The following is a 19019-nucleotide window of genomic DNA, read 5'->3' as shown; positions in this document are numbered from 1 at the left end:
TCTCTTCGCCGCGCGATCGTCCCTACCCGTCCCGGTGGGCGCGCAGGCGCTCGACCGCCATCAGCACGCGCTCCGGCGTCGCCGGGGCATCGATGCGCGGCGGAATACGATAATCCGCGACGCTCGCCGCTGCCATGGATATCGCCTCCAGAACCGAAATCCCCAGCATGAAAGGAGGTTCCCCGACCGCCTTCGAGCGCCGGATCGTCTCCTCCCGGTTGACGGACCATTCGGCCAGGCGCACGTTGAACACGCGCGGGCGATCGGAGGCGAGTGGGATCTTGTAGGTGGAGGGCGCATGCGTCCGCAACCGGCCCTTGGCATCCCACCAGAGTTCCTCCGTCGTCAGCCAGCCCATGCCCTGCACGAAGGCGCCTTCGACCTGGCCGAGGTCGAGCGCCGGGTTCAGAGACTTGCCGACATCGTGGATGATATCGGTCCGCTCGACCTGGTACTCACCGGTCAGTGTGTCGACGCTGACCTCGGAGCAGGAGGCGCCATAGGCGAAGTAATAGAATGGACGCCCCCGCCCTTCGGCGCGACTCCAGTGGATCTTCGGGGTCTTGTAAAAACCGGCCGCCGAAAGCTGCACGCGCGCGGCATAAGCCGCCTTGATAAGATCGGTAAAGGCGATGCGTCCGGCGCCGATCCGGACCGTGTTGGGCTCGAAGGCGATATCAGCTTCGCTCACGCCGTAGTGCTCGGCCGCGAAGCGCACGAGCCGCTCCTTGATCTGCTGACAGGCATTGGCGGCTGCCATGCCGTTGAGGTCCGAGCCGGACGAAGCGGCCGTCGCCGAGGTGTTCGGCACCTTGCCGGTCGAGGTCGCGGTCACCTTTATATGGTCGAGGTCGACCTGGAACTCGTCCGCTACGACCTGCGCCACCTTGGTGTAGAGCCCCTGCCCCATCTCCGTGCCGCCGTGGTTCAGCTGGATTGAGCCATCCGTATAGACATGGACCAGGGCGCCGGCCTGATTGTATTCCGTCTTGGTGAAGGAGATGCCGAACTTCACCGGCGTCAGCGCGATGCCGCGCTTGATGACGGAGCTCTCGCGGTTGAATGCGACGGCCGCCTGCCGCCGGGCCGCATAGTCGGACGAAGCCTCGAGCTCGTCGATGATCCGGCCGATGATGTTGTCCTCCACCGTCTGGTGGTACGGCGTCAGGTTACGCCCCTCGCCGCCATAGAAATTGAGCTTGCGGATTTCGAGCGGGTCCTTGCCGAGCGCGTAGGCGACGTCTTCGATTATCCGCTCGCCGCCGACCATGCCCTGCGGTCCACCGAAACCCCGGAACGCGGTGTTCGAGACCGTGTTGGTCTTCAGCGGCCGCGAGCGCAGCCGGACGTTCGGGTAGAAATAGCAATTGTCGGCGTGGAAGAGCGCGCGATCGGTCACCGGTCCGGAAAGGTCGGCCGAGAAGCCGCAGCGGGCGGCGAAGACCGCGTCCACCGCCTCGATGCGGCCCTCGTCGTCGAAGCCGACCTTGTAATCGACGTGAAAGTCGTGGCGCTTGCCGGTCGCCGTCATGTCGTCGTCGCGGTCCGGGCGCACCTTGACCGCGCGGCGGTATTTCCTCGCGGCCACTGCCGCAACCGCAGCGAAAAGATTTGCCTGCGTCTCCTTGCCGCCGAAGCCGCCGCCCATCCGCCGGACGTTCACGGTCACTGCATTCGACGGCACGCCCAGCACATGGGCGACCATGAGTTGCGTCTCGCTCGGATGCTGGGTCGAGGAAAAGACCGTCACTTCGTCATCCTCGCCGGGGATCGCAAAGGAGATCTGGCCTTCGAGATAGAAGTGATCCTGGCCACCGATACGCATTTCGCCGGAAACGGTGTTTTTAGCCTTGGCAAAGCCGGCATCGATGTCGCCGCGCTCGAGCTTCAGGGGATCGATCACCGGCGGATAGTTCGCAGCCGCGGCTTCGAGAACATCGGTCACATGCGGCAGATCGCGATAATCGATCTTTACCTTGGCGGCCGCGCGCCGGGCGGCCTCGCGCGAGGTCGCGATGACCGCGAAGATGGGCTGGCCGTGGAACTCGACCTTGCCGGTCGCGAAGACCGGATCGTCGTGCTTGTGCGCCGGACTGATATCGTTCTCGCCGGGTATGTCCTCCGCCGTGAGCACTCCCACGACACCAGGACTGTTACGCACGGCCTCGAAATCCACCGACAGGATTTCGGCATGCGCGCGCTGCGAGAGCCCCAGATAGCCATGAAGGGTGCCCGCGGGCTCGGGAATGTCATCGATGTATTCTGCGGTTCCGGAAACGTGCTTGTGACCGGATTCGTGGCGTTCCTTGTCGTGGACGGCGCCGCGGACGCGATCGACGGGCTGCATCACATTCATGGGTCCACCCTCTCTACATAGCCACCGCGACCGTGCGGTCGATCCGGATATTGCGCGTTTCCTGCGTTTCCAGATGGAAGCGCCGCAGAAGATTCCTTGCAACGAGCATCCGATATTCGGAGGAGGCGCGCCAGTCGGTGAGCGGCGTGTAATCCCGCTCGAAGGCCGCTACGCCAGCCTCGATGGCAGCGTCGTTCCATTGCGCGCCCTTGAGAGCGGCCTCCACGTTCGACGCGCGCTTCGGCGTGCCCGCCATGCCGCCAAAGGCGATAGCCACGTCGGCAACCTTGCCGTCACCGTCGAGCTTCACGCGGAACGCGCCACAGACTGCGGAGATATCTTCATCGAATCGTTTCGTGATCTTGTAGACGGCGAAGCGGTCGGTCTCGTCCAGGAAGGGGATCCGGACAGTCTCTACGAATTCGCCGGGTTCGCGATCCTGCTTGCCGTATTCGATGAAGAAGGCTTCGAGGGGTAGCGTGCGGCGGCGTGCTCCCTTGCGCAGGATCACCGAAGCGCCAAGTGCGATCAGCGCCGGCGGCGTGTCGCCGATCGGCGAACCGTTGGCGATATTGCCTCCGACCGTGCCCATATTGCGCACCTGCTCGCCGCCGATACGATCCCAGAGCTCGCGAAGTTGCGGGAAGTGCCGGACGATGACCGGATAGGCCTCCGTGTAGCTTACGCCGGCGGCAAGGCTGATCCCGTTCGCGTCGACGGAAATCCGCCGCAGTTCTTCAAGATGCGAGAGATGGACGACCGGCGCGATGTCGCGCATGAATTTGGTGACCCAGAGCCCGACATCGGTCGAACCGGCGACGATCGTCGCCTTGGGGTTCGTCTCAAGAACCACGGCGAAATCGTCCAGCGAGGCCGGAAGCACGACGCGCTCGTCTTCGCCTCCGATCTCGACGCGGCGCCCGTCCCGAAGCGCCTCCAGTTGCCGCGTGATCTCCTCGCGTTCCACGATCAGCGGATCCTTGCCGAGCTCGCCGACCGATGCAATCGCTTCCGCCGCCCGAATGATCGCCGCATAACCGGTGCAGCGACAGAGATTGCCCTGCAGCGCCTTCTCGATTTCCTGAACGCTCGGCTTCGCATTCGTCATCCAGAGGCCGTAGAGCGACATCACGAAACCGGGTGTGCAGAAACCGCATTGCGAGGCGTGCGTGTCGACCATCGCCTGCTGCACGGGGTGCAGCGGCCCGTTCGGCTGCGCAAGCGCTTCGACCGTCACCACATGGCAGCCGTCAAGCGATGCGACGAAGCGGATGCAGGCGTTGACGGATTCGTATTTGAGCTTGCCGTCGAGAAGCCGGCCGACAAGCACGGTGCAGGCGCCGCAGTCGCCTTCCGCGCAGCCTTCTTTCGTCCCGCGCAGACTCCGGTCGATGCGCAGAAAGTCCAGCAGCGTCTGCACCGGCGATACATCGGCAAGCTCGACGGGCCGGTCGTTCAAAAGGAAACGGATCGTATTGCGGATTTCGGTGGTCATTGCCGTCAGCTCCCGCGATAGGTGGAATAGCCGTAGGGCGAAAGCAGGAGCGGCACGTGATAATGCGCGGCCCGGTCGGCGATCCCGAAGCGGATAGGGATCACGTCGAGAAACGGGTGCGTGCCGCGCTCATCCGCAGTGCCGAGATATTCTCCGGCGTGAAAGCGCAGTTCGTAGGTTCCGGTTGCCATTGTGGAGCCGTTGAGAAGCGGCGCGTCGCAGCGCCCGTCATCGTTGGTGCGGGTAGAGGAGAGGAGCTCACTCCGCTCACCTTCAATCCGGTAGAGATCGATGCGCAGATTGCTTGCCGGTTTCCCGCTCGCCGTGTCCAATACGTGGGTCGTCAGGCGCCCGGGCGTTCCGTCTTGAACTTGCATTCTGTCGCTCCTCCGAAAGTCAGCATCGAGGATAGAGTATCCGGGGGGCGGGCGCCCTTGTGTAGCGGGCTCAACCTTCGAGACTTTCAAATTTTTCGGGGGGAATGGGAGAGCGGAATTCTCGCTACGAATTGGGCGACGAGACAATCTCTGGAGGAGCTGCTGCTATGAGATATCCCCGCGATCTCCTGGGCCATGGTCCAAACCCGCGCATCGCCTGGCCCGACGGCGCCCGGATCGCCGTGCAATTCGTGATCAATTACGAGGAGGGCGGAGAGAACTGCGTGCTTCACGGCGACGCGGCGTCGGAGGCCTTTCTCTCGGAAATCGTCGGCGCTCAGGCCTGGCCAGGTCAGCGCCACTGGAACATGGAATCGATCTACGAATACGGCGCGCGCGCCGGTTTCTGGCGGCTGCACCGGTTGTTCACCGAAAAGGAGATACCGGCAACCGTCTACGGCGTGGCCACGGCCCTCAAGCGATCGCCCGCCCAGGTGGCCGCCATGCAGGACGCCGGCTGGGAAATCGCTTCCCACGGCCTCAAATGGATCGAGCACAAGGATTTCGACGCGGAGCGCGAGCGCGCCGAGATTGCCGAGGCGATCCGCCTTCACACGATCGTAACCGGCGAACGGCCGACCGGCTGGTATACCGGCCGCTGTTCCGTGAACACGCTCGACCTCGTGACCGAGACCGGCGGCTTCGACTACGTCTCCGACGCATATGCGGACGACCTGCCCTACTGGCACGAACATGCCGGTCGGCACCAGCTCGTCATCCCCTACACCCTCGACGCCAACGACATGCGTTTCGCAACGCCACAGGGCTTCAACAGCGGCGACCAGTTCTTCAGCTATCTGAAGGACAGTTTCGACGTTCTCTACGCCGAGGGCACTGCCGGCTCACCGAAGATGTTGAGCATCGGCCTCCACTGCCGTCTGGTCGGCCGGCCCGGCCGCGCCGCTGCACTGGCGCGCTTCCTCGACTACGTGAAGAGCCACGAGAAGGTCTGGCTCGCCCGCCGCATCGACATTGCCCGCTACTGGGCAGAAACCTATCCGTTCCAGCCGAATGAAAATCGGCCGTCGCGACTGTCGAAAGATGACTTCATTGGTCGCTTCGGAGGCGTGTTCGAGCACTCGGACTGGATCGCCAGACGCGCCTTCGCAGGCGAACTTGGCCCCGCCAACGACACCGCGTCGGGACTGCACGCGGCGCTCTGCGCGGTCTTTCGCGAGGCAAGCGAAGAGGAACGGCTAACCGTCCTTACAGCCCACCCCGATCTTGCCGGCAAGCTCGCCCAGGCGAAGCGCCTGACCGAAAGCTCGACTTCGGAGCAGGCTTCGGCGGGTCTCGACGCGCTGACGGATCAGGAGCGCGAGCGCTTCACGGCCCTCAACCATGCCTATGTCGAGAAGTTCGGCTTTCCCTTCATCATGGCCGTCAAGGGGCGCAGCAAGGACGAGATTCTTGCCGCCTTCGAGAACCGTATCGGCAACGATCGGGAGACCGAGTTCAACACCGCGTGCCGCCAGGTGGAGCGGATCGCGCTGTTGCGGCTGCGCGACACTTTGGCGGACTGAGGCGGCGCCATGACGCGCGCCGCTGAAGTTCCCCCCGGCTTTGCGGGCGGGACGATCAACCTCGCTTCCGCGGGCCTCGGCGCCCGCGCGCTCTTTGCGACGGACGAATTCTTCGGCCCGGTGGAGCGCATGCTCAAGGACGAGCCGGCCGCGTTCCACCCCGGCCTTTACGACGATAACGGCAAATGGATGGACGGCTGGGAAACCCGCCGCCGCCGCGGTGTCGGCCACGACTACGCGGTCATCGCGCTCGCCGTGAAAGGGCGGATTGCCGGCTTCGACGTCGACACGTCGCACTTCACCGGCAATTATCCGAGCGCCTGCTCGATAGAAGCCTGTCATTCGGCGGAAGATCCGGACGAGGCGACAGAGTGGATCCAACTGCTGGCGGTCACCGCCCTCGGACCGAATGCACATCACTTCTTCGCCGTGCACTCCGACGCGGTCTACAGCCATGTCCGGTTGCGCATCCATCCGGATGGCGGTATCGCCCGGCTGCGGGTCTACGGCACTCCGGCACTCGATCTCAAGGCTATGGCGAACGAGACGATCGATCTCGCCTCCTGCCTTTCCGGGGGCCGGATCGTCGCCTTCTCCAACGGCCATTACGGCCACGAGCGCCTCATTGCGCCCGGCCGGGGTACGAATATGGGCGATGGCTGGGAAACGCGCCGACGCCGCGAACCGGGCTACGACTGGATCATCGTCAAGCTTGCCGCACGCGGGCACGTCGATCGCATCGTCGTCGACACGGCGCACTTCAAGGGCAACTACCCGGACGGTTGCTCGCTACAGGCGGCTGACCTCGCAGGCGTGGCTGCCGGGTGCGACATGCTCGCCGCCTCCTCCGCGATGTTCTGGGAAGAGCTTCTGCCGCACCGGAAGCTTTCCGCCGACAGCATCCATGAGTATGGGGCAGATATGCTTGGACATGCCGGTCCGGTTACGCATGTGCGCCTGAACATCTACCCGGATGGCGGCGTCAGCCGCCTGCGCATTTACGGCCGGGTCGCCGAGGCGAGCATATCCTAGATCAGAGTGACATTAGGTCGGTTTGACCCTAGAGTCGTGAGTGTGATCGATTTCAATAGGTTAGAGCGGGACGTGGGCGGAAGACCGCGCACACTTTTCCTAATCCCGCTCTAGCCGCGGGCCGCTTTGCGCGGCCGCCCGCCCTTGGCACCATTAGCACGCGCGGCTGCTGCCTTCGCCGGCGATGTCGCTTGCCCCGCCCGCCGCGCCATATAAGCCTTGGTGCCGAATATGCCGGCCAAAAGGCCCGGAATCGAAAGATCGACGTCCAAGGCCTCCCAATGCAGGCCATAACCTTGCCCAAGGATCTCGACTGCGGCGAGCTGATCGCTGCTCCCATCTTCCAGTCCCTGCGCCAGGCGTGGCGGAAAGGCGAACGTGCAGCCATTGGTCAACTCCACAACGATCCGGCCGCTTCGCTCGTCATAGCGCGCAGATGCAGCACGGGGCTCTGTTTCTCGCGCCATCCGGCCGCTCTCCAAAGCTGCGTCGATTTGGGTGTCCGTCAATTCAGCCATGAATCGCCCTCCATCTGCCGAGGAATTGCTGTTGCCGTTCGTTGACGATCTGGACGGCCCGGCGCACATCGCTCCGCTTCATGCCATCAGCCCAAATCAATTCCGGAACGCCATCCGGTCCGATCAGGTTGATCTTGACCTGCCCATCGCCAAAGACATGTACATGGGCCGGTTCATGATCGTCAGTAAAGATGACGACGCTCAGGCCGTTTGCGCGATAGATCGTGACCATACACGCAAGTAACCTATCATGATGGGTTACTCAAGTCCAACTTTGTCACGCGAGCGCCGCGAAGTATGTCTTAAAGTCCGGCAAGAACGCCAGGGGTTTGACGGCTTGTCAACGACCGTGGCGGCTTGGAGGGCCGCGCCGGTCGCGACCCTCCCCCAACCATGCTCCGTCACTCGGCGAAGAATGCGAAGCGGACGATGAACAGTGCCGCGACGAGCTGGGTCGCCGGATGGATGACGTTCCACTTGCCGGTGCAGACCTTCAGGACGACATAGCTTACGAAGCCGAAGGCGAGACCGTTGGCGATCGAATAGGTGAAGGGCATGGCGATGGCGGTCAGCGCCGCGGGTGCCGCCTCCGTCAGGTCGTCCCATTCGATCTCCGTGAGCTCGCGCATCATCAGGCCGGCAACGTAAAGCAGTGCCGGCGCGGTCGCATAGGACGGAACGGCGGCGGCAAGCGGCGAGATGAAGAGTGCGGCGAGGAACAGCACCGAGATCGTCAGCGCCGTCAGACCGGTGCGCCCGCCCGCCTGCACGCCCGAGGCGCTTTCGACATAGGCGGTCGTGCTGCTGGTGCCCATCAGCGAGCCGGCGACGATGGCCGAGCTGTCGGCAAGCAATGCACGCCCGAGACGGCTGGGCTTGCCCTCTTCCACCAGTTTCGCGCGCTTGGCGACACCGATCAGCGTGCCGGTCGCGTCGAAGACCTCGACGAGCACGAAGACGAGAATGACGTGGACAAGACCGCCATGCAGGGCGCCCATGATGTCGAGCTGGAGGAAGGTCGGCGCAATGCTCGGCGGCGCAGAGACGATGCCCTGGAATTCCGACACGCCGAGAAACATCGACAGGACCGTTACCACCAGGATGCCGATGAGGATGGATCCGCGGACATTGAGCGCGTCGAGAACGGCGATGACGAAGAAGCCGAGGATCGCGAGCAGCGGTCCGGTCTGCTTGAGATCGCCGAGGCCGACCAGCGTCGCCGGATTGTCGACGACGATGCCGGCATTTTTCAGGGCAATGATGCCCAGGAACAGGCCGATACCGGTCGCGATCGCGCTGCGCAGCGAATGCGGTATGCCTGCAATCAGCCAGCTTCGGACCCCCGTGACCGTCAGGAGCAGGAAAATGATGCCGGAGATGAAGACGGCGCCGAGTGCCTGCTGCCAGGTGAAGCCGAGGGCGGCGACGACCGTGAAGGCGAAAAATGCGTTGAGGCCCATGCCGGGCGCCATGCCGATCGGCCAATTGGCAACGAGAGCCATGACGGCGGAGCCGAGAGCGGCCGCAAGACAGGTCGCGACGAAGATCGCGTTGCGGTCCATGCCCGTGGTCGACAGGATGTCAGGATTGACGAAGATGATGTAGGACATCGTAAGGAACGTGGTAACGCCGGCGATCACTTCCGTGCGGACGGTCGTGCCGTGCTCCTTAAGCTTGAAGAGTCGTTCAAACATTTTTCCTCCCTTGGCAGACGTCATCTCGACGCAGCCGAACGACAGAGACCGGGTGTGTTGCTCCTCCAAGAGCCCGGCCATTGCTAGTTGATCGCGCCCCGATATTTCTTCAGGGGGTATGATCCAGGCCGTGCGGCCTCGCCGGATGGGACGCCATCGCAAGCACCCGATTGTGCGTTTTCGCGCGCATGATCGCTAGCCACCGATTTCGACGCCGGGAGCGAAAGACTTTCAAGTTTTCGAGGGCATTCCGGGCGTTGCTCCGGGCACCGGCAACGTTAGATCCGGGTATCGGACGCGGTCCAGGCGCCGTCTTCGGCCCGGACGAGCATCGGCGTCGCGAAGACGCCTACGGTCCGCTCCGGCCATTGCGGCGAGAGGTCCGCGAGCGGCTTGCGCCACCGGTCCGACTGCAACATGGCGGCAGCGATCGCGACCGGCTCGATGCCGCAGGCCGCCATCAGCGACAGGCCGGCAAGTATCGAGGCCCCGCTCGATATCACATCGTCGATCAGGGCGACCCGCCGGCCCCTCAACAGCGGCAGCATGCGGGGATCGACGTAGAGTCGCTTCTTCTGGCCCGGTGTCGTGATGGACGACAGGGGAACGGAGAGTTCGTCGACGTACCAGAATTTTCGCGAGGTTCCGAGCGGCACATAGCGCTTGTGGCCGAGCTTGCGGGCAACGGCTGCGGCAAGCGTCAGTCCGAGTGTCGGAAGACCCGCGACGATTTCCGGCCGGAAGGGCGCCAGTCGGCCGGCCAGTTCCTCCGCGAGCGCGTCCTCCACCTCGAAGCTCGCCTGATTGATGATCAGCGAGGCCAGCGCATGCTTTCCGTCCGAAAGCGGCCGGATCGGCAGCAGGATCTGGCGTCCGTCCGCGAGAGTGGCTGGAAATGAGGCGCGGAAGCCGCCGTGCTTGACAAAGCTACCGGGTGGAAAGACCTCCTGCCAGTAATCGTGCGGCTCGATCGCCTTCGTTTCCGTCATGCCAAGCGTCCGTTCGGGTGAGTAAAAGGTTCTGATCCCAGAGTTTTTCGTCTATACCCATTGCCGCTTCGATCAAACCGAAAGGGCACACCCGAGCGCCAAAAGCTGGGGAATTCAGGCCCTTTCCAGACTGCTCAAGGAATGCCTGCCGATGCGCGTGCCCCCCGGGATTGTCGACGATCTCACCTTTCTCACGGCCTTTCGCCGCGACCTGCACGCTTATCCCGAACTCGGTTTCGAGGAAGAGCGGACGAGCGATCTCGTAGCGAGGCTCCTCGAAGAAGCAGGCCTCAAGGTCCACCGGGGCCTCGGCAAGACAGGCGTCGTGGGCACGCTGCAGGTCGGCAACGGCACGCGCGCGATCGGCCTGCGCGCCGACATGGATGCGCTCGCCATGCCGGAACTCGCCGATCGGCCCTACAAATCCACGGTAGCGGGAAAGATGCATGCCTGCGGCCATGACGGCCATACGACGATGCTGCTCGGCGCTGCGCGCCACCTTGCGGCGACGCGTGACTTCTCGGGAACGGTCCATTTCATCTTCCAGCCTGCCGAGGAAGGCCGCGGCGGCGCCAGGCGCATGGTGGAGGACGGGCTGTTCGACCTTTTCCCTTGCGACGCGGTCTATGGATTGCACAACATGCCGGGCCTTGCAGTGGACGAGATGGCCGTCGTGGCGGGGCCGCAGCTTGCCTCGTCGGACAGCTGGCGCCTCACCTTCCGCGGCGTCGGCACGCACGGCGCCAAGCCGCATCTCGGCCGCGATCCGATCACGGCGGCAGGGACGTTTCTTGCTTCCCTGCAAACTGTGGTCGGCCGGGTGGTCGACCCGCTGCAGCCGGCGGTCGTCAGCGCCTGCGCGCTGCAAGCAGGCGATCCGAAAGCCCTGAACGTCATTCCGGACACGGTCGAGATCGGCGGCACGGCACGCGCCTATACGCCGCATGTGCGCGACCAGCTGCAAGAAGAGATCGGTCGGTTGGCGCAGGGGACCGCGGCGATGTACGGCATCGAGGCCGATTATCGTTTCGAGCGGCGTATTCCCCCGGTCGTCAACGATCCGGACGCGACGGCACGCGCACTTTCGGCCGCCCGGTCCGTCTTCGGCGAGAAGGCGCTGACCAGCTTCCCGCCCTCGACCGCCGGGGACGACTTCGCCTTTTTTGCGCTGGAGACGCCCGGCTGCTATGTCTGGCTCGGCAATGGCCCCGCCGTCGACGGCGCGCTGCACCATAACAGCGCCTACGACTTCAACGACGCGGCGATCGGTCCCGGCGCTGCCTTCTGGACCGCCCTGGTGGAACAGGAGCTCGAGGCCTGAAGAGCGTCAGAACGTCTCCAGGACCGGGCTTTCGAGCAGCTTGCCGGTCGCTACGTCGGCAATGCCGCGATCCGTCTGGTGCGGCCCGGCATTGCAGGCGAGCGTCGCCCCGAAGCAGGCCTTGAACACGAGATAGGGAGGCTGCCACTCCACGATCCCACCGGCAGCCTCGCGAATGGCCGCGAACCCTGCTGCGACTTCGGCCAGCGACGTATCCGAAACAAGCCCGCAAAGCGGCAGAGGCAGCAGCGCCTCGACCTTGCCTTCGGCAGCGACCGCCATCCCGCCGCCGGCTTCAATCACCGCATTGGCCGCAACCATCATGTCGCGGGGGTTGCCGCCGAAGACCGTCAGATTGTGGCTGTCGTGCGAAACCGTCGTCGCAAAGGCGCCGCGCCACTCGCCCCAGCCTTCAAGCAAACCGACCCGCGGACGGCTGTCGGCGCGGCCATGCCGATGGGCGACAGCGATCAGCGTCGTACCCTTCGGCGGCACCAGATATCCGCCCGAAACCTCGGCTCTCGTCTCGCCCCATCGGGTGAAGCGCGGCCGGTCGATCGTCACGACCCGGGCCGTGCTGCCAGTGGCAGCGATGCGAAAATCGTCCACTGTCAGCGGTTCGATCTTCATCGTGTTGCGCAAGGGCGAGACATCGGCCGCGGCGGGCGCCTGAAGCATCCCACCGCCGCTCGCCACCAGCCTGCCGTTCGCCAGCACATGCCGCGCACGGAAATCGCGAATGTCCTCGAAGAGCACGATGTCGGCACGGCGACCGGGAGCGATCAGGCCGAGATCGGCCCTTCCGAGCCGCCGGGCGGCATTGAGGGTTGCCGCCTGCAGCGCCCACTCGGCCTTGAGCCCGTAGCGCACGAGGCGGCGGACCACGTCGTCGAGGCCGCCGTCGCGGTGAAGATCGTCCGGGAACACGTCGTCGGTACAAAGTGTGACCGTCTGCGGCAGATGCCCGAACGCACCGAGCGCTGTCACGAACTCGGGAAGAAGGTGATCGTGCGAGCCGCGCAGCTCGATGGTCAGTCCCGCGCGGAGCTTCGCTATCAGGTCGTCGCCGGAGACGAGTTCGTGATCGGAGCTGACGCCGGCCGTCACGAAGGCCTGCAGACCGGCTCCCGCCAGGCCGCGCGCATGCCCGTTGACCTGTTTGCCCGCCTTCAGCCCCGCCTCGACGATCGCAGTCATGCGCGGAGCGCCGTCGATGACGCCGCGCATGTTCATGACCTCCGCAATCCCGCCAATCTCCGGCCAGGACAGCATTTCCGCGACGGCATCGGCGTCGAAATCCGCGCCGGCGACCTCCAGACCGGGAGCGGAGGGCACGCAGGACGGCGCCAGCACCACGGCGCGCAAGGGCAGACCGCCCATTGCGTCGACAGCCCAGCGCACGCCGGCAAGTCCGCTCACATTTCCCAGTTCGTGTGGGTCCCAGACGACCGTGGTCACGCCGCGCGGCACCACGGCGGCAGCGTAGACCGCGGGCGTCACCATCGAGCTTTCGACATGCATATGCGTGTCGATAAGGCCGGGCGAAAGGTAGGCTCCCGCCGCATCGATGACCGTGTCTGCGTCGCTGCGCGACCCGGGTGCATGGACGCTCGCGATGAGCGCGCCGACGATCCCGACATCCGCTGCCCGGCATTCGCCCGTCACGACATCCACGACCGTGCCGCCGGCCACGAGCACGTCGAAGGGCGCATCTCCGCGTGCGGCGGCAACTGCGCGCGCCCGCAAGCCGGCGTCATCGAGATCGGCGGGTTGCTGCAGGTCCTTCATCTGGCGGCTTCCTTGGCGAGCGCACCCAGCAGGTGCCCGCGGACACGCTCCGCATCCACGTCGACCGCATAATGGGCGTTGAATGTCTCGTGGCTCCCCCGGGTCTCGACCACCGTCCGGCCGCGCGTCAAGGCACCGGCAAGCTCGACATCGATTCGCGCCGGGCGAAACGACACAGCGTTTCCATCGACCAGCGCAACGGCTGCGCAGGGATCGTAGATCGCCATGCCCGCCCTTCCACGGCTCGTGCCGATCGCGACGTAGCCCGCGAGAAGGTCGGCAAGCAGCGCGGCCTTCGCGCCACCTGCGATGCGCATGGCTTCCACATCGTCCGGATAGGCGATGACCTTCCGGCAGAGGTCGAGATCGACCATCCGGAACGGCACGCCGTGGGCAAGCACGATGGCAAGCGCTTCCGGATCGGCGAAGGCGTTGAACTCGGCCGACGCCGTATGATTGCCACTGGAAACACCGCCACCCATCCAGGTGAACTCGTCGATCCGCGCGGCGAGGTCGGGACGTGCCAGAGCAAGGGCAGCGATATTGGTCAGCGGCCCGAGCGCCAGGATGCGATGCGGACCGCCGCCGTCCTCCAGCCAGCGGCAGAGAGCAAGGAACGCGTCGCTATCCGGCAGGGCGGGTGCATCGGGGAGGCTCATTCCCGCCGTCGGAATGCCGGTCCTGCCAAGGATGCGCTCCGCCGTCTCGAGCTTCCCGAGCACGGGTAGCGCCCGTCCCTGATGGATCGGAAAGGTCCAACCGAAGGCCTGCGCTGCTGCCGCAGCGTTGCGCTTCACCTGCCCGAGCGGAACATTGCCGTAGACCAGCGAGACGCCGTCGACGGCCTCACCGGCGTGAAGGACGACGAGCATCGCGGCGATGTCGTCGAAGCCCATATCCGTGTCGATCCAGATGCCCATGGCGGATCAATTGAACCTTTCCAGCCTCGCGGCCCTTTCGACCGGCAGATCGAAGGCGAGCGTGGTGCCTGCGGCGTGCGCGGGCACGGCCGCATCCACTTCCGCCTTCAGTGCACCGAGCGGCGTATCGAGCAGGTATTCGCGCGTGCTGCCCGAAAAAGAGGCCCCGCGCACTGTGCCCGTGAAAGGACCTGACCCCAGGGTCACCATGCGCGGGCGCCAGGCAAGCCCCGCCGCACCATGCGGCAAAGGCCCGGGAAGCTCGATCGGCCCGTTTCCGGCGCGCAATTTGCCGTTCTCGATGGCAAAGATATTCTCGAAGCCGACGAAATCGGCCACGAAGGCGGAGGCCGGCCGGTTATAGATCTCTTCCGGCGTGCCGATCTGCTCGATCGCACCGTTCAGCATCACCACGATGCGGTCGGCCAGTGACAGCGCCTCGCCCTGATCATGGGTGACGAAGATCATCGTGACGCCGGTTTCCCTCTGGACCCGCTGCAGTTCCGTGCGCATCTCGAGCCTCAGCCGCGCGTCGAGGTTGGAGAGGGGCTCGTCGAGAAGAAGTACCTTCGGCTCCATCACCATAGAGCGGGCAAGTGCTACGCGCTGCTGCTGACCGCCGGAAAGCTCGGCCGGTTTCCGGTCGGCAAAGCTCGTCAGCCCGACGGATTTCAGGCCGGTCCCGACACGGGATTCGAGCTCCGCGCCGGAGAGGCCCTTCAGCCGCAGACCGAAGGCGACATTTTCGAAGACGGTGAGATGCGGGAATAGCGCATAGGACTGAAAGACAAGACCGACGGAACGCCTGTTCGCGGCAACGCGGGTGATGTCGGCGCCGTCGAGGCTGATACGGCCCGATTGCGGCTTCAGCAGGCCGGCGATGGAGCGCATCGTCGTGGTCTTGCCGCAGCCCGAAGGTCCGAGAAAGGCCACAAGCTCGCCTTTTCGGATCGACAGATCGAGATCCTTCACCGCGACGGTGTCGCCATAGGCGAGCGTCAGTTTTTCGAGGCTGAGGAAGGCGGGGTCAGACATAGCGGGAAAATCCTAGGAAACGCTCGGCGAGGAAGACGATGCCGATGGACATGAAGGCGAGAAGCGCCGAAAGCGCCGCGACCGACGGATCGTAGGTGATCTCCATGTAGGAGAGCATGTCGATCGGCAGGGTGCGCACGCCGGGGCCGGAAAGGAACAGCGAAACCGGCACCTGATTGAAGCTGGTGACGAAGCCGAGGATGAAGGCGGCGAGAATGCCGCTGCGGATATTCGGCATGACCACACGGAAAAAGGCGCCTGAACGCGACGAGCCGAGCAGCACGGCGGCCTCCTCGATATCGGATCGCAGGTTGTTGAGGCTCGCCGAAACGACCCGCACCGCATAGGGCAAGACGAGCGCCGTGTGTGCCAGGAAGAGCGCGAGCGTGATGTTGAAGCCGAAGGGGACGACGAGATAACGCAGCAGCGCGAGGCCGACGATGATGCCGGGCACGATGATCGGCAGGGAGACGACGGTGCGCACCGTTTCGCCGAAAGGCAGCCGGTAACGCGAAAGCGCGTAGGATGCCGGGATGCCGAGGGTGAGCGCGGCAGCCGTCCCGCCGATGGCAAGCAGCATCGACATGGTGAAGCTCTCGCGGAAGCTCTCGACCTCGAAGACCTTTGCGACCCATTTCAGCGACAGGCCCTGCGGCGGAAAGGCAAGCGTTTCGCCCCCCGACAGCGATGCCGCGACGATGATGAAGAAGGGGCCGATCAGAAACGCGGTGACGAGTACGAGCACCGTTACCGGGAAAAGACGGGAATTCATCGCTTGCTCCTCGCGGTGGCGAGCCGCTTCAAGAGAAGGTTGGCTGCGAAGCTCATGACGATCAGGATGAAGGCGATGACGCTTGCGGAGACGAAATCATTGGCGACGGTCACACGCTGATAGAGGAGCGTCTCCAGCATCAGGACCTTGGAGCCCCCGAGGATCGCCGGCGTGATATAGGCTGTCAGGGAGCCGGTGAAGACGAGCGTTCCGCCGATCACCAGACCTTCCTTGGTGAGCGGCAAAATGACCTTCCAGAAGACCTGAAACCAATTGGCGCCGAGTACCCGCGCGGCGGGGATCGCGTCCTTCGGCATGTTTTCGAGCGCGCTGATCAGAGCCAGGATCATCAGCGGCAGGAAGAGCTGCAGGAGTCCGACGAAGACCGCCGTCTCCGTGAACAGGAAGCGCACCGGTTCGTCCGTCAGGCCGACGCTCGTCAGTGCCTGATTGACGATCCCGGTCCTTCCCAGAATGACGATCCAGGCATAGGTGCGCGCAACCGGCGATATCATCAGCGGCAGCACGACGAGACCGATCATCCGGCCCTTGCCCTTCGGCGGCAGGTTGACGATCGCGAAGGCAGCGGCATAGCCGATGACGGCGGCGACCACGGTTACCGTCGCGCCGAGCCGCAGCGTGCGCAGGAACACCGTCCGGTTGAGCGGATCGGAAAGGAAGCCGGTATAGGCGGATACCGACCAGCCCTCCGCATTGCGGAAGCCTTCGGCGAGCAGAATGACAACCGGCGCCAGAAAGACGACGGCGGCGAACACGGCCGCCGGCAAGGCAAGCGCCAGCGCCTCGGCCCGGTTGTGGAACATCTCTACGCCTTTCCGCGGCAGTGCCGCCGTTGGATACGTGGCGCGACGCCGGCAGATTCTGGCGTCGCGCGAAACAGGAGCCCGGCTCTTACTGGCCGACCTTGGCGTTCCATTCGGAAAGCCAGGCTTCCCGGTTGTCGAGCGCCACGGCCGACGGGATCAGTTTCAGGTTCTTGACCGTCTCTTCGCCGTAGGTGAGATTCTCGGCAATCTCGGGCGAGACTTTCACCTCCTTGTTGGCCGGGCTGTCGACCAGCTTTTCGGCGAGCGCCGTCTGGATTTCCGTCGACAGCCAGAAATCCATGAACTGAAGCGCCAGATCCTGGTTCTTCGAGCCCTTGGCCAGGACCATGACGTTCATGCCGCCGGTCTGGCCCTCCTTCGGAGTCGCCCACTTGATCGGCAGATCCATCTTGGTGAAGCCCTCCCAGGAGAAACGGCCGATCGGCGCTGCCCAGATTTCCTCCTGCTGCATCAACTGCACGAGTTGCGAGGATTTGACGTAGAAAGTGACGATATCGTCCTTCTTCTCGCCGACGGCGGCGATCGCAGCCTTGAGGTCAGGCGCATTCTGCCCCAGCGCCTCACCGATCATGTAGAGCGTGGGCGGGCCCTGATTGGTCGTGACGTTCGGAAGAGCCACATGCCCGGCGAGCTTGTCGCCGAGCAGATCGGCCCAGGACGTGACTTCCACCTTATCGGACCGATAGACGATCGAGGTGGCGTAGAAAGTGTAGCCGACGCTCATGCCGTCGCCGTTCGGATCCTTGGCGATGTCGTAGAGCTTGTTGAAATTGCTGAGCTTCGAGGTATCGATCTTTTCGATCAGGCCGGCCCTCGTAGCGGAAAGCGCGTCCGCCATGGAAACGACTGCCATGTCGATGACCGGATTTGCCTTGTTGGCCTCCATCTTGGCGAGGCGCTCGACGCTGTTGCCGGTTTCGACCACGAGCTTGCAGCCGCACTTGGCTTCGAAGGGATCATAGACCAGCTCCTTGAACGCGTCCTGGGCGAAGCCGTAGACGGAGATGGTCAGTGTCTTCTCCTGAGCGGATGCGGCATGGGCGCCGATCAAGAGAAGTGCGCTCGAGGCGAGCAGGATGTTCTTCATGGCTGCGGTTCTCCTTCGCTGACAATGGGTGGCTGGACGTTGGGGGGTGGCTGCACGTTGGGGGGCGGCTGCACGTTGGGGGGTGGCGTCGCCGTGGACTGGCGGACGACGAGTTGCATGGGCACTTTCGAAATGGTGGCTGCAACGGGCGCGCCAAGCGGGCGAGGCTCGGCTTCTCGGGTGCCGATCGCCTGCACCAGCGCTTCGATCGCAATCGCTGCGATGCGCGCCATGTCCATTCTGACCGTCGTCAGCGCCGGCGTCACGACCGGCGACCAGATCAGGTCGTCGAAGCCGGTAACGCTCGCCTGCTCCGGGACATGGATACCGGCGCGCTGCAGTTCCGTCAGCGCTCGCAATGCGTGAAGGTCGGAGACTGCCGCGAAGGCAGTCACGCCCTGCGCTACCTTCCCGGCCAGCCCCAGCGGGCAACCCCTGCCGGCTACCTGCTCCAGCCGCTCGATCCACAGCGTCTCGACGCGCACGCCTTCACCCAAAGCCGAGCGAAGGCCGCCAATGCGGTCGTTCTGTACGTTCGAGGCTGGATTGTTTCCGATGATCAGCAGGCGCCGATGGCCGAGCTTCAGGAGATGTTCGGCGATCTGGCGTCCACCGTCCCAGTGATCCGCAGCCACCGTGTTGCCTGGCGTCGACGGCGTGTCCACCACTGCAACCGGGCAACCGACATCGGCAATGCGGGTTCCGCGGCGCGGCACGATGACCATGCCCTCGACGCCCCGTTCGATGAGCCGCTCGATCGCACTCGTCTGGACCGCGACGTCGCCGCGGGAATCGGCGATCAGCACGCCGTAACCGGCAGAAGACGCTGCGAACTCGATGGCCTGGGCGATCTGGGGAAAAAGCGGATTGCTGATATCGGGCAGCACCAGCCCGATAACGCCGCTCCTGCCTGTCCTGAGCGCCCGCCCCGCCTGGCTCGGCACGTAACCGAGCTCCGTCGCGGTGGCGCGGATCTTTTCGGCGAGTTCCGCCGAAACACGCCCCTTGCCCGAAAGCGCGTTGGAAACCGTCGCCGCGGAGACGCCGAGAGTAGTGGCTATCCTCGTCAGTTTAGGTCCGGGACGTGCCAAGGTCCAGTTTTCCGCCGCAAGCTGATTAAACGATTAACCAGCGATATATCAGCCGATTGACCCTGTCGAATCATTTTTCCCAAGAAGCTGTGGATCGAGCGCTGCTCGGGCAC

Annotated in this window: 17 protein-coding genes; 3 read left to right on the top strand and 14 right to left on the bottom strand. The window is 64.4% G+C overall.

Annotation, left to right across the window (positions count from 1 at the left end; translation table 11 throughout):
• Positions 1-22 precede the first annotated feature (22 nt).
• From xdhB to uraH, 3 genes are read right to left on the bottom strand one after another with little or no spacing between them, the layout of a single operon-like run.
• Positions 23-2356 carry a xanthine dehydrogenase molybdopterin binding subunit gene (gene xdhB, locus ACFHWW_RS21340; protein WP_379940664.1) on the bottom strand — a complete coding sequence of 778 codons (2334 nt, stop codon included), beginning with the start codon at positions 2354-2356 and terminating at the stop codon, positions 23-25.
• 13 nt (positions 2357-2369) lie between these two features.
• Positions 2370-3851 (bottom strand): xanthine dehydrogenase small subunit, encoded by a 1482-nt coding sequence (xdhA, locus tag ACFHWW_RS21335; protein ID WP_102764245.1) that lies wholly within the window; start codon positions 3849-3851, stop codon positions 2370-2372.
• A gap of 5 nt (positions 3852-3856) precedes the next feature.
• A complete protein-coding gene (gene uraH / locus ACFHWW_RS21330; RefSeq protein WP_102762375.1) occupies positions 3857-4228 on the bottom strand; it encodes a hydroxyisourate hydrolase in 372 nt (123 codons plus the stop codon).
• Positions 4229-4395: 167 nt separating this feature from the next.
• Here uraH and puuE point away from each other — a divergent pair, with 167 nt between their 5' ends.
• Positions 4396-5811, top strand: coding sequence for an allantoinase PuuE (puuE, locus tag ACFHWW_RS21325; RefSeq protein ID WP_379940661.1), 1416 nt, complete (start codon positions 4396-4398; stop codon positions 5809-5811).
• 9 nt (positions 5812-5820) lie between these two features.
• Complete coding sequence (gene alc / locus ACFHWW_RS21320; protein ID WP_379940659.1) at positions 5821-6843, top strand: allantoicase; 1023 nt, start codon at positions 5821-5823, stop codon at positions 6841-6843.
• A gap of 110 nt (positions 6844-6953) precedes the next feature.
• Here the strand turns inward: alc and ACFHWW_RS21315 are convergent, their stop codons facing one another.
• The 4 genes from ACFHWW_RS21315 to ACFHWW_RS21300 all read right to left on the bottom strand — a co-directional run bounded on the left by ACFHWW_RS21315 (position 6954) and on the right by ACFHWW_RS21300 (position 10044).
• Positions 6954-7361 (bottom strand): DUF2442 domain-containing protein, encoded by a 408-nt coding sequence (locus tag ACFHWW_RS21315; RefSeq protein WP_102762372.1) that lies wholly within the window; start codon positions 7359-7361, stop codon positions 6954-6956.
• Positions 7354-7593: a DUF4160 domain-containing protein gene (locus ACFHWW_RS21310; protein WP_018097064.1), complete on the bottom strand. Its 240-nt coding sequence runs from the start codon at positions 7591-7593 to the stop codon at positions 7354-7356. The genes ACFHWW_RS21315 and ACFHWW_RS21310 overlap by 8 nt, the downstream gene beginning before the upstream one ends.
• Before the next feature lie 169 nt (positions 7594-7762).
• Entirely contained in the window at positions 7763-9055 is a 1293-nt protein-coding gene (locus ACFHWW_RS21305) for an NCS2 family permease (protein ID WP_014530473.1), read from the bottom strand.
• Between the two features lie 278 nt (positions 9056-9333).
• Positions 9334-10044 carry a phosphoribosyltransferase gene (locus ACFHWW_RS21300; protein WP_379940656.1) on the bottom strand — a complete coding sequence of 237 codons (711 nt, stop codon included), beginning with the start codon at positions 10042-10044 and terminating at the stop codon, positions 9334-9336.
• A gap of 151 nt (positions 10045-10195) precedes the next feature.
• Between ACFHWW_RS21300 and ACFHWW_RS21295 the strand changes: the two genes are divergently transcribed.
• Positions 10196-11365, top strand: a complete 1170-nt coding sequence (locus ACFHWW_RS21295; protein ID WP_379940654.1) for a M20 aminoacylase family protein — start codon at positions 10196-10198, stop codon at positions 11363-11365.
• A gap of 6 nt (positions 11366-11371) precedes the next feature.
• On the opposite strand, the gene ACFHWW_RS21290 is transcribed toward ACFHWW_RS21295, so the two are convergent.
• The 7 genes from ACFHWW_RS21290 to ACFHWW_RS21260 form a co-directional block, all read right to left on the bottom strand.
• The gene (locus tag ACFHWW_RS21290; protein WP_379940652.1) at positions 11372-13153 is read right to left on the bottom strand and encodes an adenine deaminase; all 1782 of its coding nucleotides are present in this window, start codon (positions 13151-13153) and stop codon (positions 11372-11374) included.
• The gene (locus tag ACFHWW_RS21285; protein ID WP_379940650.1) at positions 13150-14073 is read right to left on the bottom strand and encodes a nucleoside hydrolase; all 924 of its coding nucleotides are present in this window, start codon (positions 14071-14073) and stop codon (positions 13150-13152) included. Before ACFHWW_RS21285 ends, ACFHWW_RS21290 begins: the two co-directional genes overlap by 4 nt.
• Before the next feature lie 6 nt (positions 14074-14079).
• Complete coding sequence (locus ACFHWW_RS21280) at positions 14080-15108, bottom strand: ABC transporter ATP-binding protein (protein ID WP_100670460.1); 1029 nt, start codon at positions 15106-15108, stop codon at positions 14080-14082.
• Positions 15101-15880: an ABC transporter permease gene (locus tag ACFHWW_RS21275; RefSeq protein ID WP_018097070.1), complete on the bottom strand. Its 780-nt coding sequence runs from the start codon at positions 15878-15880 to the stop codon at positions 15101-15103. The genes ACFHWW_RS21280 and ACFHWW_RS21275 overlap by 8 nt, the downstream gene beginning before the upstream one ends.
• On the bottom strand, positions 15877-16704 hold the full coding sequence (locus ACFHWW_RS21270; RefSeq protein WP_018097071.1) for an ABC transporter permease: 828 nt from the start codon (positions 16702-16704) through the stop codon (positions 15877-15879). Before ACFHWW_RS21270 ends, ACFHWW_RS21275 begins: the two co-directional genes overlap by 4 nt.
• An 88-nt stretch (positions 16705-16792) precedes the next feature.
• The gene (locus tag ACFHWW_RS21265) at positions 16793-17815 is read right to left on the bottom strand and encodes an ABC transporter substrate-binding protein (protein WP_379940647.1); all 1023 of its coding nucleotides are present in this window, start codon (positions 17813-17815) and stop codon (positions 16793-16795) included.
• Positions 17812-18906 carry a LacI family DNA-binding transcriptional regulator gene (locus ACFHWW_RS21260; RefSeq protein WP_379940645.1) on the bottom strand — a complete coding sequence of 365 codons (1095 nt, stop codon included), beginning with the start codon at positions 18904-18906 and terminating at the stop codon, positions 17812-17814. Before ACFHWW_RS21260 ends, ACFHWW_RS21265 begins: the two co-directional genes overlap by 4 nt.
• Positions 18907-19019 lie beyond the last annotated feature (113 nt).

Source organism: Sinorhizobium sp. P24N7, assembly GCF_042436655.1.
In the GTDB taxonomy this organism is placed as follows: Bacteria; Pseudomonadota; Alphaproteobacteria; order Rhizobiales; family Rhizobiaceae; genus Sinorhizobium; species Sinorhizobium meliloti_A.
Note: the sequence above shows the minus strand (reverse complement) of the source record. Positions and strands in the feature narration are given on the sequence as shown.